The organism is Sphingobium sp. MP9-4, assembly GCF_005281675.1.
GTDB lineage: Bacteria > Pseudomonadota > Alphaproteobacteria > Sphingomonadales > Sphingomonadaceae > Sphingobium > Sphingobium yanoikuyae.
Genome location: NZ_LUFI01000014.1, coordinates 16,906 through 30,403 on the forward strand (window position 1 = coordinate 16,906; position 13,498 = coordinate 30,403).

The 13,498-nt window shown below is 65.7% G+C and carries 16 protein-coding genes and 1 tRNA gene; 15 read left to right on the forward strand and 2 right to left on the reverse strand.

What is annotated here, in order from left to right; all coding sequences use genetic code 11:
• The first annotated feature begins 53 nt into the window (after positions 1 to 53).
• From A0U87_RS02890 to A0U87_RS02960, 15 genes are all read left to right on the forward strand, one after another.
• Positions 54 to 127: transfer RNA gene (locus A0U87_RS02890), tRNA-Gly, on the forward strand.
• 70 nt (positions 128 to 197) lie between these two features.
• On the forward strand, positions 198 to 980 hold the full coding sequence (gene rutB, locus A0U87_RS02895; RefSeq protein WP_048937549.1) for a pyrimidine utilization protein B: 783 nt from the start codon (positions 198 to 200) through the stop codon (positions 978 to 980).
• Positions 980 to 1,363, forward strand: a complete 384-nt coding sequence (gene rutC / locus A0U87_RS02900) for a pyrimidine utilization protein C (RefSeq protein ID WP_048937548.1) — start codon at positions 980 to 982, stop codon at positions 1,361 to 1,363. Before rutB ends, rutC begins: the two co-directional genes overlap by 1 nt.
• Positions 1,356 to 2,138 (forward strand): pyrimidine utilization protein D, encoded by a 783-nt coding sequence (rutD, locus tag A0U87_RS02905; RefSeq protein ID WP_048937547.1) that lies wholly within the window; start codon positions 1,356 to 1,358, stop codon positions 2,136 to 2,138. The genes rutC and rutD overlap by 8 nt, the downstream gene beginning before the upstream one ends.
• Positions 2,139 to 2,142: 4 nt before the next feature.
• Complete coding sequence (gene rutA / locus A0U87_RS02910) at positions 2,143 to 3,237, forward strand: pyrimidine utilization protein A (RefSeq protein ID WP_122927911.1); 1,095 nt, start codon at positions 2,143 to 2,145, stop codon at positions 3,235 to 3,237.
• 191 nt (positions 3,238 to 3,428) lie between these two features.
• The gene (locus A0U87_RS02915; protein ID WP_048937545.1) at positions 3,429 to 4,007 is read left to right on the forward strand and encodes a M17 family peptidase N-terminal domain-containing protein; all 579 of its coding nucleotides are present in this window, start codon (positions 3,429 to 3,431) and stop codon (positions 4,005 to 4,007) included.
• A gap of 50 nt (positions 4,008 to 4,057) precedes the next feature.
• The gene (locus A0U87_RS02920; protein ID WP_048937544.1) at positions 4,058 to 4,720 is read left to right on the forward strand and encodes a response regulator transcription factor; all 663 of its coding nucleotides are present in this window, start codon (positions 4,058 to 4,060) and stop codon (positions 4,718 to 4,720) included.
• Between the two features lie 231 nt (positions 4,721 to 4,951).
• Complete coding sequence (locus A0U87_RS02925; RefSeq protein ID WP_137405207.1) at positions 4,952 to 5,611, forward strand: hydrolase; 660 nt, start codon at positions 4,952 to 4,954, stop codon at positions 5,609 to 5,611.
• Between the two features lie 94 nt (positions 5,612 to 5,705).
• A complete protein-coding gene (locus A0U87_RS02930) occupies positions 5,706 to 6,542 on the forward strand; it encodes an alpha/beta hydrolase (RefSeq protein ID WP_004212564.1) in 837 nt (278 codons plus the stop codon).
• Between the two features lie 22 nt (positions 6,543 to 6,564).
• Positions 6,565 to 6,825: a XapX domain-containing protein gene (locus A0U87_RS02935; protein WP_122927910.1), complete on the forward strand. Its 261-nt coding sequence runs from the start codon at positions 6,565 to 6,567 to the stop codon at positions 6,823 to 6,825.
• A gap of 80 nt (positions 6,826 to 6,905) precedes the next feature.
• Positions 6,906 to 8,750, forward strand: a complete 1,845-nt coding sequence (locus A0U87_RS02940) for an amidohydrolase (RefSeq protein WP_048937542.1) — start codon at positions 6,906 to 6,908, stop codon at positions 8,748 to 8,750.
• A gap of 135 nt (positions 8,751 to 8,885) precedes the next feature.
• Positions 8,886 to 9,776, forward strand: a complete 891-nt coding sequence (locus tag A0U87_RS02945) for a hypothetical protein (RefSeq protein ID WP_048937541.1) — start codon at positions 8,886 to 8,888, stop codon at positions 9,774 to 9,776.
• 1 nt (position 9,777) lies between these two features.
• Entirely contained in the window at positions 9,778 to 10,206 is a 429-nt protein-coding gene (locus tag A0U87_RS02950; RefSeq protein ID WP_048937540.1) for a DoxX family protein, read from the forward strand.
• Positions 10,199 to 11,575 carry an alginate export family protein gene (locus A0U87_RS02955; protein WP_137405208.1) on the forward strand — a complete coding sequence of 459 codons (1,377 nt, stop codon included), beginning with the start codon at positions 10,199 to 10,201 and terminating at the stop codon, positions 11,573 to 11,575. Before A0U87_RS02950 ends, A0U87_RS02955 begins: the two co-directional genes overlap by 8 nt.
• Before the next feature lie 21 nt (positions 11,576 to 11,596).
• Positions 11,597 to 12,298, forward strand: a complete 702-nt coding sequence (locus A0U87_RS02960; protein ID WP_048937573.1) for a YoaK family protein — start codon at positions 11,597 to 11,599, stop codon at positions 12,296 to 12,298.
• A 3-nt stretch (positions 12,299 to 12,301) separates the two neighbouring features.
• Here the strand turns inward: A0U87_RS02960 and A0U87_RS02965 are convergent, their stop codons facing one another.
• Both A0U87_RS02965 and A0U87_RS02970 read right to left on the reverse strand, forming a co-directional pair.
• Entirely contained in the window at positions 12,302 to 12,877 is a 576-nt protein-coding gene (locus A0U87_RS02965) for a TMEM175 family protein (RefSeq protein ID WP_010338162.1), read from the reverse strand.
• On the reverse strand, positions 12,874 to 13,455 hold the full coding sequence (locus A0U87_RS02970; protein WP_048937538.1) for an AraC family transcriptional regulator: 582 nt from the start codon (positions 13,453 to 13,455) through the stop codon (positions 12,874 to 12,876). Before A0U87_RS02970 ends, A0U87_RS02965 begins: the two co-directional genes overlap by 4 nt.
• Between the last annotated feature and the right edge of the window lie 43 nt (positions 13,456 to 13,498).

Genomic DNA, 13,498 nt, shown 5'->3' on the forward strand with positions numbered 1-13,498 from the left:
TCCATCAAGCCCCGTTGACCGCGCCCCATGGCCATGCCATGGCCGGTCCAGACGCGGGTGTAGCTCAATGGTAGAGCAGCAGCTTCCCAAGCTGACGACGGGGGTTCGATTCCCCTCACCCGCTCCAGATTTTCCCGAAAATCTCAAAAGCCCGCTGAAGGGCGAGAGCCGAGATATATCCGGCTCGCGCCTTAGCCATGACGGCCGCGCTTGACCATTGGGTGCATCTGCTCAATCCTGCGCCGGTGAGCGCAGCCATCGTCGATCCCGTCCCGTCCCGTTCCGGCCCCTGCGTGGTGCTGCCGGCGCGCCCCGAAGCGATCCGGATCGATGCAGCGACGACGGCGCTGATCGTCGTCGACATGCAGAATGCCTATGCCAGTAAGGGCGGCTATGTCGACGAGGCCGGCTTCGACGTCGGCCCGGCGGCGGGCGTCATTCCCCGGATCGCGGAGGTGGTCGAGGTGGCGCGGGCCGCGGGCATGCCGGTGATCTTCCTGCAGAATGGCTGGGACAGCGGCTATGCCGAGGCGGGCACGCCGCTGTCGCCCAACTGGCACAAGTCCAATGCGCTCAAGACCATGCGGGCGCGGCCGGACCTGGCGGGCAAATTCCTGGCGCGCGGCGGATGGGACTATGAACTGGTGGAGGCGCTGGCGCCGCGAGAGAACGATCTGCGCGTCCACAAGCCGCGCTATTCCGCCTTCTTCAACTCGCAACTGGATAGCGTGCTGCGCGCGCGCGGCATCCGCACCCTGGTCTTCACCGGCATCGCCACCAATGTCTGCGTGGAATCGACCCTGCGCGACGGTTTCCATCTCGAATATTTCGGCGTGCTGCTGGAAGATGCGGTGCATCATCTGGGGCCGGACTTCATCCGCGAGGCAAGCCTCTACAATGTCGAGAAATTCTTCGGCTGGGTGAGCAATGTCGCCGATTTCCGCACCGCCGTCGGCCAGCTTCCGCCCAAGGAGATCTGATGCCTTTCGAACCGATCAACCCGCCCCAGTTCCCGACGCCGATCGCCCCCTATTCGGCGGGCGCCAGGGCCGGGAATACGGTCTATGTCTCGGGTGTGCTGGCGCTGGGCGAAGGCGGCACGGTGCTGCATGTCGGCGATGCCGCCGCGCAGACCCGCCATGTGCTGGACGTCATCAGGATCACGGTCGAGGCGGCCGGCGGCACCATGGCGGACATCGCCATGAACCATATCTTCCTCAAGGATCTGGACGATTACGCGGCCTTCAACGCCGTCTATGCCGAATATTTTCCCGGCGACAAGCCGGCGCGCTACTGCATCAGGTGCGATCTGGTGAAACCCGATTGCCTGGTCGAGATCGCCTCGGTCGCGCATCTTGGCTGAGGCCGCAGGCCTCTATTATGAAACCCACGGGCGCGCGGACGCCCCGCCGCTGATCCTGTCGAGCGGGCTTGGCGGATCGGCCAGCTATTGGGCGCCGAACATTCCGGCGCTGGCGGAGCATTTCCACGTCATCGCCTATGACCATCGCGGCACCGGCCGGAGCGACCGGACATTGCCGGAAACCACCTCGGTCGAGGATATGGCGGGCGACGTCATCGCCCTGATGGATGCGCTCGGCATCGAACGCGCCCATTTCATCGGCCATGCGCTGGGCGGCGCGATCGGCATGGAACTGGCGATCGCGACAACACGGCTCGACAGCCTGATCGTCATCAACGGCTGGCGGGAGCTGTCGCCCCATACCCGCCGCTGCTTCGAAACGCGGCTGGCCCTGTTGCGCCATGCCGGTGTCGAGGCATTCCTGCGGGCGCAACCGCTGTTCCTGTTCCCGCCGGACTGGATCGCGGCCCATGACGACGCGCTGAAGGCTGAACTGGCGCATCATCTCGCCACCTTCCCCGGCGCGGCCACGATGGAAAAGCGGATCGCCGCCGTGCAGGCCTATAGCCCGCACCTGCTCGACCTGACGGCCGTAGCCAAGGTCCTGGCCATCGCCACCCGCGACGATTTTCTTGTCCCTCATGCCAGCGCGCTTGATGTCGCGGCGCCGATCGCATGGGCCAGGACCGCCAGCTTCGATTGGGGCGGCCACGCCTGCAACGTGACCGACCCGGATGCTTTCCATCGCCTCGTCCTCCCCTTCCTCAGGAGTTGAAGCCATGCAGGTCGGCGTTTTCGTTCCCATCAACAATAATGGCTGGCTGATCAGCGAGAACGCCCCGCAATATCTGCCGAGCTTCGACCTCAACAAGGAAATCGCCCAGCGCGCCGAGAAACATGGCCTGGATTTCCTGCTGTCGATGATCAAGCTGCGCGGTTTCGGCGGCAAGACGCAATTCTGGGAATATGGGCTGGAGAGCTTCACGCTGATGGCCGGCCTTGCGGCGGTTACGGAGAAGATCAAGATCTTCGCCACCTGTCCTACTCTGATCATCCCGCCTGCCTTTGCCGCGCGCATGTGCAACACCATCGACAGCATCAGCCATGGGCGGTTCGGGCTCAATCTCATCACCGGCTGGCAGCCGCCCGAATATACCCAGATGGGCCTGTGGCCGGGGGACGAGCATTTCCGCAACCGTTATGATGTGCTCGACGAATATGCTCGCGTGCTGCGGGAATTGTGGGAGACCGGCCGATCGGACTTCAAGGGGCAATATTATCAGATGGACGACTGTCTGGTCCGCCCCCAGCCGCAGGCCGACATGAAGATCATCTGTGCCGGATCGTCCGACGCGGGGCTCGCCTTCTCGGCCAAATGGGCGGACTATGCCTTTTGCCTGGGCAAGGGCGTCAACACGCCGACCGCCTTCGCCTTCAACAATGACCGCCTTGCGAAATTCACGGCGCAGACCGGCCGGGACGTGTCGGTGTTCGTGCTGGTCATGGTGATCGCGGCGGAGACCGACGAGGAGGCCATGGCGAAATGGCAAAGCTATAATGACGGGGTCGATATCGAGGCGATCGCCTGGCTGGCCGATCAGGGCGCCAAGGACACCGTCAACACCGACACCAATGTGCGCCAGCTTGCCGCGCCCGAAGGGGCCGTGAACATCAATATGGGCACGCTGGTCGGCAGCTATGCCAGCGTGGCGCGGATGCTGGACGAAATGGCGCAGGTGCCCAATACCGGCGGCGTGCTGCTGACCTTCGACGATTTCCTGGAAGGGGTGGAAGCGTTCGGCACGCGCATCCAGCCGCTGATGAAGAGCCGCGCCGAAAGCGCCCGACATTCCCAATCTTCCCACAGAAGTTAACCACCAAAGCCGTTGGTAGCCGGGACGCCTGGATGCACGCCTCCCCCTTTCCCACCACGGCAATTCCGCATGATTGTCCAAATCCCGCGCGCCCTGGCCACGACGCGGGCGCCATGTCCCTCTAGCTTGGCCCAAGGAGACGCCGACCCGCACGGCTGCGTCATGGCGGGAGGATCAACAGGGTGGCGAGCATGGATGCGCCGATCGTCGGCACATATCGCACCGTCCGCTTCCGCGCCGGGCCGGTCGATGCGATCGCGAGCGATGTCGATCTGCTGATCGTCGGCATGCCGGTCCTGTCCGCCACGAGCCGGATCGATCCTGGCGCCTGCGCGCTCGACGCCGCCCTGTCAGGCACCTTGTCGCAATTGCGCGCGGGCGGCCTGTTCGACGGCAGGTTCGGCGAGACGATGATCCTGTCCAGCCCGCCGCCGCCGGTGCGCTGCCGGTCGCTGATGATTGTGGGCATGGGAGAAATCGACGATCTGGATGCCGAACGGCTGGGCCGGCTGGCCGCCGTGGCGATGCGCGCAGCGCTCCGGCTCGACAGCTGTTCGATCGCCTGCCTGCTGCGGCTGCTCGATCCGGCGGCAACGAAGGTTGGGCAACGCGCTGCCGCCCGTGCGATGATGGCCGGCGTGCTGGCGGCGCTGGACGCCTATCTCTCTCCCGGCCGGTTCGCCGGCCTGAACTGGACCTTCGACCAGCCCGACAACGCCGCCGACGTGCTGGGCACGATCATCGCACAATGGCCGGCCGCGCCGCGATGAGGCACGACTATCGCATGGACTTGGGAAGCGGAACACGCCACTCTGGCGCGATGCAGCCCGGTCCGATCCACAGCCACGACATGCAGCCTGCGATCACCCCCATATCGATCCTGGTGGTGGACGATCATGCGCTGCTGCGTGAGGGCGTGCGGGCGATGCTGGCGACCCAGGCCGATATGCGGATCATCGGCGAGGCGGACAATGGCCGGCGCGCGGTGGAGGAATATGCGCGATTGCGCCCCGACATCGTGCTGATGGACCTGCAGATGGCGGAAATGCCGGGGCTCGACGCGATCGCCGCGATCCGGGCCATCCATCCCGACGCCCGGATCATCGTGCTGACCACCTATTCGGGCGATGGCCGCGCGATCAAGGCGCTGCGCGCAGGGGCGATGGGCTATCTGCTCAAGGCCAGCCTGCGCAAGCAGCTGCTCGACGCGATCCGGTCAGTGCATCTGGGCGGCAAGCATCTCGACGCCACCGTCGCCACCGCGATCGCCCTGCATGTGCTGGAAGACCCGCTGACCGAGCGCGAGATCGCGGTGCTTTCGCTGGCGGCCTGGGGCAACAGCAACAAGCAGGTCGCGGCGCGACTCGATATCAGCGAAGAGACGGTGAAGGGCCATATGAAGTCGATCTTCTCGAAGCTCGACGCGACCGATCGCACCCATGCGGTGACGCTGGCGATCAAGCGCGGACTGATCGACCTCTGACGACATGGCGCGCGAGCGCCCCCTTTGCATCGGAATGATCGCTAACATGTCAGCCTGATCCAAGATCGGGCGGCGACGGACAGCTATGATCGCGCGCGTCAGGCCAGTGACTGACCATTTCTATTTTTTAGAACAAGCCGGTGCATTTTTATCTGGATATTTCGGATCAGGCACGCCGGCTAACACTGTCTTCACAGCAGCGACGACTGCTCGAAACCAAGGAGCCGACCCATGACGATCACCGCCACGCCGACGCCGGGCAAGTCCCTCATCTCGCCGACCGACCACACTTTGGTCCTGATCGACTTCCAGTCGCAAATGGCCTTCGCCACCAAGTCGATCGCGCCGGAACTGCTGCGCAACAATGCCGCCCTGATCAGCCGCGCCGCCCAGTCGTTCGGCGTGTCGACCATCCTGACCACCGTGGCCGAAAAGAGCTTTTCGGGGCCGATGTTCAGCGAGATCACCGACGCCTTCCCCGGCCAGCCCCTGCTCGACCGCACCAGCATGAACACCTGGGAAGATGCCGCCGTGATCGAGGAAGTGAACCGCATCGGCAAGGAGCGGATCATCTTCGCCGGCCTGTGGACCAGCGTCTGCATCGTCGGCCCGGTCGCCTCCGCGATCGACCAGGGCTTCGACGTCTATTTCATCGCCGACGCCTGTGGCGACATCAGCGAGGAAGCGCATGAGCGCGCCGTGCAGCGCATGATCCAGCTCGGCGCCAAGCCGATGACCTCGCTCCAATATATGCTGGAACTGCAGCGCGACTGGGCGCGCACCGAAACCTATGAGTCCACCACCGGCATCGCCAAGGAATTTGGCGGCGCATACGGCCTGGGCATCAAATATGCGAAGGCCATGTTCGGCGCCTCCGAAGGCGGCCACTGACCTGCGCCAGGGGCCGGCGGTGCCTCCCCCTCTCCCCATGCACCGCCGGCCCTTTCCCCTCTCCCCTTTCCCCACCCGAGCAAAGGAAATCCCCATGAGCTTCGTGACCACGGATGACGGCGTCGACATCTTCTTCAAGGACTGGGGTCCAAAGGACGCCCAGCCCATCATGTTCCACCATGGCTGGCCGCTGTCGTCGGACGACTGGGACGCGCAGATGCTGTTCTTCCTGTCGAAGGGCTATCGCGTCGTCGCCCATGACCGTCGCGGCCATGGCCGCTCGGCCCAGGTGAGCGAAGGCCATGACATGGCCCATTATGCCGCCGACGCAGCCGCCGTCGCCCGCCATCTCGACCTCAGGAACGCCATCCATATCGGTCATTCGACCGGCGGCGGCGAAGTGGCCGCCTATGTCGCCCGCCATGGCCTGCCCGAAGGCCGCGTGGCCAAGGCCGTGCTGGTCAGTTCGGTGCCGCCGATCATGCTGAAGACCGACCGTTATCCCGGTGGCCTGCCCATGGACGTGTTCGACGGGCTGCGCGCCGGCCTCGCCGCCAACCGTGCGCAATTCTTCCACGATGTCGCCGCCGGCCCCTTCTACGGCTTTAACCGCGACGGCGCGGACGTGAAGCCGGCCGTCATCGACAATTGGTGGCGCCAGGGCATGATGGGCAGCGCCAAGGCCCATTATGAAGGCATCAAGGCCTTCTCCGAAACCGACCAGACCGACGATCTGACCGCGATCACCGTGCCGACCCTGGTGCTGCATGGCGATGACGACCAGGTCGTGCCCTACAAGAATGCCGGCGTGCTGCAGGCGCAGATCCTGCCTAATGCGACCCTCAAGATTTACGAGGGCTATTCGCACGGCATGCTGACGGTGAATGCCGACGTGCTGAACGCCGACATCCTCGCCTTCATCCAGGCCTGATCGCAGACGCAGGAGACCGGCGATGAAAGTCTATCTTCTCTCCCTCGGCGCCGGTCTCCTGGTCGGCATCGTCTATTCGCTGCTGGGGGTGCGCTCGCCCGCGCCCCCAGTAGTGGCCCTGATCGGCCTGCTGGGCATATTGGTCGGCGAACAGATCGTGCCGATCGCCAGGCGCTGGGCCGATGCCCATGAACTGACCCGCTTCGTGCGCAACGAATGCCGCGACCATGTGCTGGGCACGCTCCCGAACAACCAGGCCGACAATCAAAAGGGCGACGCGTGATTACCCGCCGCGACGCCATGGCCGGGGTGGCCGCCTCCGCCCTTCTCTCCCCCTTCACCGCTCACGCCAAGGACCGCCCCATGACCGACACGATCATCGTCAATGCCAAGGTGACGACGCTGGACCGGAGCAATCCGGTGGCGGAAGCGGTCGCGATCCGCGACGGCAAGTTCCTGGCCGTGGGCAGCGAGGCGGAGGTGCGCGCCGCCGCGCCGGACGCAACGGTGATCGATGCCAAGGGCCATCGCCTGATCCCCGGCCTGATCGATAGCCATATGCACATCATTCGCGGCGGCCTGAATTTCAACATGGAACTGCGCTGGGACGGCGTGCCGACGCTGGCCGAGGCGATGGATATGCTTAAAAGCCAGGTCGCCCGTACCCCTGCTCCGCAATGGGTGCGCGTGGTCGGCGGCTTCACCGAACATCAGTTCGCGGAAAAGCGCCTGCCGACCATCGCCGAACTGAACGCCGTCGCGCCCGACACGCCGGTCTTCATCCTGCACCTCTATGATCGCGCGCTGCTCAACGCCGCCGCGCTGCGCGTCGTGGGCTATACCAAGGACACGCCCAATCCGCCGGGCGGCGAGATCGTCCGCGACGCGGCCGGCACCCCGACCGGCCTGCTGCTGGCCCAGCCCAATGCGACCATCCTCTATTCGACCCTGGCCAAGGGGCCGAAGCTGCCGCAGGACTATCAGCTCAATTCCACCCGCCACTTCATGCGCGACGTCAATGCGCTGGGCGTGACCGGCGTGATCGACGCCGGCGGCGGCTTCCAGAATTATCCCGACGATTACGAGATCATCGAGAAGCTGCATCAGGACGATCAACTGACCGTCCGCATCAGCTATAATCTCTTCACCCAGAAGCCCAAGGAGGAGCTGGCCGATTTCTCCGGTTGGGTGAAGCAGGTGACGCCGGGCCAGGGCGATGACAGCTATCGCCACAATGGCGCGGGCGAGATGCTGGTCTATTCCGCCGCCGACTTCGAGGATTTCCGCCAGCCCCGGCCGGACATGGCGCCCAGCATGGAGGGCGATCTGGAGCCGGTCATCCGCCTGCTGGCCGAGCATAAATGGCCCTGGCGCCTGCACGCCACCTATGACGAGACGATCGGCCGCGCGCTCGACGTCTATGAAAAGGTGAACCGGGATATCCCTTTGCAGGGCATCAACTGGTTCTTCGACCATGCCGAAACCATCAGCGACCGCAATATCGACCGGATCGCCGCACTGGGCGGCGGCATCGCGGTGCAGCATCGCATGGCCTATCAGGGCGAATATTTCGTCGAACGCTATGGCGCCAAGGCGGCCGAGCGCACCCCGCCCATTTCCCGCATGATCGCAGCGGGCATCCCGGTTGGCGCAGGCACCGACGCGACCCGCGTCGCCAGCTACAATCCATGGGTATCCTTGAGCTGGCTCGTCACCGGCCGCACCGTCGGCGGCTTCGCCCTCTACCGCGGCGACAATCGCGTCAGCCGGGAAAAGGCGCTGGCGATGTGGACGCATGAGAATACATGGTTCTCCAACGAGATCGGCAAGAAGGGGCAGATCAAGGCCGGGCAACTGGCCGACCTCGCCTTGCTGTCGGCCGACTATTTTGCGGTGCCGGAGGATCAGATCGTCCATATCCGATCGGTCCTGACCCTGCTCGGCGGCAAGGTGGTCCATGGCGAGGGCGATTATGCCCCGCTCGCGCCCGACCTGCCAAAGCCCATGCCCGACTGGTCGCCGGTCGCCACCTTCGGCGGCTATCACAAGACCCGTGAGGCGCGCGCGCAGCTGGCATCGGCCTGTGGCTGCCATTCGGCCTGCGGCGTCCATGGCCATGACCATGCCGCGGCGCTGGGCGCAGATGTGCCGGCCGCCGATGTCCAGACCTTCTGGGGATCGCTCGGCTGCGGCTGCTGGGCCGTCTGACGATAACCGCAAATCATTGTCATTCCCGCGCAAGCGGGAATCCATCTCGCAACCAAGCCCGACGGCGCAACGCCCGGAGATGGATCCCCGCCTTCGCGGGGATGACGAGAAAGACTTCCTGCCTGGAGATAGTCCATGAAGCGCTTCGCCTTCCTATTCGCCGCCGCCATCCTGATGCCTATGCCGGTCGCCATCGCAAAGCCCGCCGCCAGCGCCGATTATGCGGTCGGCCCGCAATATGACACGACCCATGTCTATGTGCCCGAAGGCCAGTTCGACGCCTTCGTCACCAGCTTCGTCGCGACCTTCGGTGGCACCACGTCGAAGCAGGGCGAGTTCCAGGTGACGCCGACGCCCAGCCTGACCAAGTCGCAACTGGCACTGACCCCGGCCGGCACCGTCTCGGTCTTCGGCTTCAAGACGCCGATCCCCTATCCGTTCGGCGATGAGCGGACCGGCTATCTGGTGAGCGACATGGACGGTGCCGTTGCCTCCGCGCTCAAGCATGGCGCAGTGCGCCGCATCACTACCTTCCCCGACCCGATCGGCCGCGACGTGGTGGTGCAATGGGCTGGTGGCGTGAACATGCAACTCTACTGGCACACCGCCAAGCCCAGCTATCCCGCGCTGACCACCGTGCCGGAAAACCGCATCTACCTGACCGCCGACGTCGCTGACCGGTTCATCAGGGACTGGACCGGCTTTGCCCATGGCAGGATCGTCTCCGACGATCGCGCCGCCAAGGGCGAGGAAATCGGCCAGCCCGGCAAGACGATCCGCCGCGTCGCCATCGAGAGCGGCTATGGCAAGATGACCGTCTTCGTCTCGGACGGCCAACTCCCCTGGCCCTATGGCCGCGACATGACCGGTTATGAGGTCGCCGACATGGACGCCACGCTGGCCAAGGCGAAGACCGCCGGCGTCGAAACATTGGTCGCGCCGCAGAGCGTCGCCGGTCGCCAGAGCGCGATCCTGCGCTTCCCCGGCGGCTATATCGCTGAAGTTCATGCGCCCGAGGCGAACTAGGATGCGCGCCGACCGCGATCCCCGCTTCGTTGACGCGATCCTCGACTGGAAGCCGACCTGGTTCATCGCGCGACTGCTGCTGGTCGGCGCCTATCTGCTGGGCGGCATCGTCAAGCTGACGGACTGGCCGGCGGCGGTTGCCGAGCAGGCGCATTTCGGCATGAACCCGCCAGCGCTCTGGGCCGCGCTCACCATCGCGATCGAACTGATCGGGCCGATCCTGATCCTGACCGGCCGCATGGCCTGGCTGGGCGCGGGGATGCTGGGCGTCTTCACCCTGCTGGCCGCCTTCACGGCCAACGCCTTCTGGATGATGCCGATGGGGCAGGAGCGGTTCATAGCCACCAATGCTTTTTTCGAGCATCTGGGTCTGATCGGCGGCTTCATCCTGGCGGCGCTGGTCGCCGAACAGGCGCAGCGCCGTGTGTAAAAAATCAGTCTGCCTTGCCCTCTCGCTCTGCGCTTGCCCGCCGCTGGCCGCGCAGACGCGGGAGGCCTGGCAGGCGCCGCCCCTGTCGATCACCCGCTATGACGAGGATTGGTCGGATCTGGCGGACGCTCAAAAGCGCAACCATCACTGGACGGGGCAGTTCAAATATATCCCGCTGGGCGCCGATGTCTGGCTGTCCACCGGCGTCGAGCTGCGGCTGCGCAACGAAAATTATGCCGACAATCTCTGGGGCGGGGCCGATGCGCCCGACGACAGCTATTTATGGGCACGCGCCATGCCCTATGCCGACCTGCATGTCGGCGCGCCGGACCGGCTCCATGCCCGTGCCTTTGTCCAGCCGATCATCAGCCATGCGGTCGGCGTTGCGCCCTCGGCCAGCCCGATCGACCAGAGCCGGCTCGACCTGCTCCAGGGCTTTGCCGAACTGGGCGCCGGCCCCGTCACCCTGCGCGCCGGGCGCCAGATGGTTTCACTCGGCACCGAAAGGCTGGTCGGCACCCGCTATGGTCCCAACACCCCGCTGGCGTTCGACGGCGTGCGCGGCAGCCTGTCCCTGGGCGAAGGCCGCGCGCTCGACCTGTTCCTGCTCAACCCGGTACAGCCCGGCCCCGCCAGTTTCGACGATCGCACGTCCGACACCCGCAGGCTGTGGGGGGCCTATGCGACGCTGCCGGATCTCGACCTCTATTATCTGGGCTATCGCAACCGCGCCGCGCGCTTCGGCGGGCTGACGGGGCGGGAGGAGCGCCACAGCCTCGGCCTTCGTTCGCATGGCGCGCGGGGCGACTGGCACTGGAATGTCGAGGGCGTCTATCAGTTCGGCCATTATGACGGGCAGCGCATTTCCGCCTGGACGATCGGCACCGAGGTCGGCCGCACCCTGCCCGACCTGCCGCTGTCGCCCGACGCCACCTTGCGCTTCAACATCGTGAGCGGCGATCGTGACAGCGAAGATGACAGGCTGGGCACGTTCAACGCGCTCTTCCCCAAGGGCAAATATTTCGGCGAACTCTCGCCCGTTGGGCCGACCAACATCGTCAGCCTCAATCCCCGGATCAGCGCGCCGCTGGGCGACGGCTTTTCCGCCAGCGTCGCCGGCATGGCCTATTGGCGATACGCCCGCCATGACGGCGTCTACGACATTCCCGGCAACCTGATCCGTGGCCCCGGCGACAGCCGCGCCCGCTTCATCGGCAAGGAGGTGGAGGCGACGCTGGCCTGGCAGGCGACGGCGGAGCTGGAACTGTCAACTTCGCTGTCCTTCTTCGCACCGGGCGCCTTCATCCGTGAGACCGGCCCGGCCCAGACCATCGCCATGACCGGCCTTGAGGCCAATTTCCGTTTCTAGATCATGTTGAGGAGCATCATCATGCCGCCAGCGTCCCAAAGCGCATCCCCCCTGCCCGGCCTGCTCTTGCTGCTGTCGGCGACCACCGGCCTGGTCGACGCGGTCAGCGTGCTGGGCCTGGGCAAGGTGTTCACCGCCAACATGACCGGCAATGTCGTGTTCCTGGGCTTCGCTGCGGCACAGACGCCAGGCTTCAGGGTGGCGCCCTATCTGGTCGCGCTGCTGACCTTCTTCATCGGCGCGCTGATCGCCGGCCGGGTCGGCCAGGGCTTGGGCAAACGCCCGCTGCGCCACTGGCTGACGGTCGCCGCGCTGATCGAGGCGGCATTGCTGTGGATCGCGGCGGTGGTCGCGCTGAACTTCCATGTGCCCACGCTCCAGCCCGCCGCCGGCCTGTTCGCGATCATCGGCCTGACCGCGATCGCGATGGGCTTTCGCAACGCCACCATCCGGCAGTTGAAGGTGCCCGACCTTACCACCACCGTGCTGACCCTGACCGTCACCGGCATTGCGGCGGATTCCAGCCTCGCGGGCGGCGCCAATCCCAATCTTGGCCGGCGGATCGCGGCGATCGTCGCCATCTTCGCGGGCGCGGCGGCCGGCGCGCTGATGGTGGTGCATATGGGGCTGGCGCTGCCGCTGATGGTATCGGGCGCGATCGTGCTGGTCGGCACCCTGCTCTGCGTCCGCCACCCGGCGGCCGCCCTGCCCCACGGGGGCTGAAGATCAGGGCAGCGCGACCCGCGCGAACCGCCGGTCGGGCACGAACCAGAGCGCTACGACCAGCACATAGAGCGCGACCGCCAGCCAGCGGCTGACGAAGCTCAGGGGAATGGCCGCGCCATATATGGCCAGCGTTCCCCACCCCTTCCAGTCCATGCCGAGCGCGCGGGCGAGCCTGGAGCCTGCGCCATTGCAGGCGATGATCGCCCGTTCGGTCAGGAAATAGCCGATCGCCGCCGCGCCCAACACCATGCCATAGGCCGCCGTCGCTCCGGTCGACCAGGCGCTCTCGTCCAGCCAGCGGATGACGAACGGCACCAGGCTGAGCCAGAAGAGCAGGAAGAGATTGGCCCACAGCACCCGCCCGTCGATGCGCGGGTTGAGCTGGAACAGATGATGGTGATTGTTCCAGTAGAGGCCGACATTCACGAAGCTGAGCAGATAGGCGATCAGCAACGGCAGGCATTGGGTGAGATCGGCGAGCGATCCCCCGCGCGGCACCTTCAGTTCCAGCACCATGATGGTGATGATGATCGCGATCACCCCGTCGGTGAACGCCTCCAGCCTTTTGCTGTTCATGCCTGTGCCGCCAATGGCGATCCCTGCCAGGTCCGGCGCCAGGACAGCGGCGTGGTGCCGACCAGCCGCTTGAACAGCCGGGTCAGGTGCGCCTGGTCGGTCAGGCCGCAGGCGCTGGCGATGTCGGACAGGCTGTGGCCGGTTTCCAGCATCAGCCGCTGTGCCCGGCGGATGCGCTGGCGGATGACATAGGCATGGGGCGTCTCGCCCATGCTGACCTTGAACGCGCGGCAGAAATGACCGGGGCTCAGGCTCGCCACCAGCGCCAGTTCCTCCGTCACCAGCGTGCGGCCCAGCCGCGTCTCGACATAGGCGGTCACCTTGCGCAATTGCCAGCCGGCCAGCCCGCCGGTCGGCGGCGAGCAATGGCTGTCGGGACGCCGGGCCAGCATGGCGACGCCGTCGTCCGCATCCGTGCCCTGCCGCAGCAGGTTGCGCAGTTGATCGAGGCACAGGTCCGCCCGGTTGGGGTCGCGATGCAGCAGCATCTGCGCCCGCGTCAGCAGGTCCAGAAGCGGCGCGGCGTCGAGCCGATGCGGCAGGTTGGGGCGCGTGTTGAGACTGGCGATATCCGGCATGGCGGGAATGATGCGGCTGCGTCACGATTTCCCAAAGCCCGGA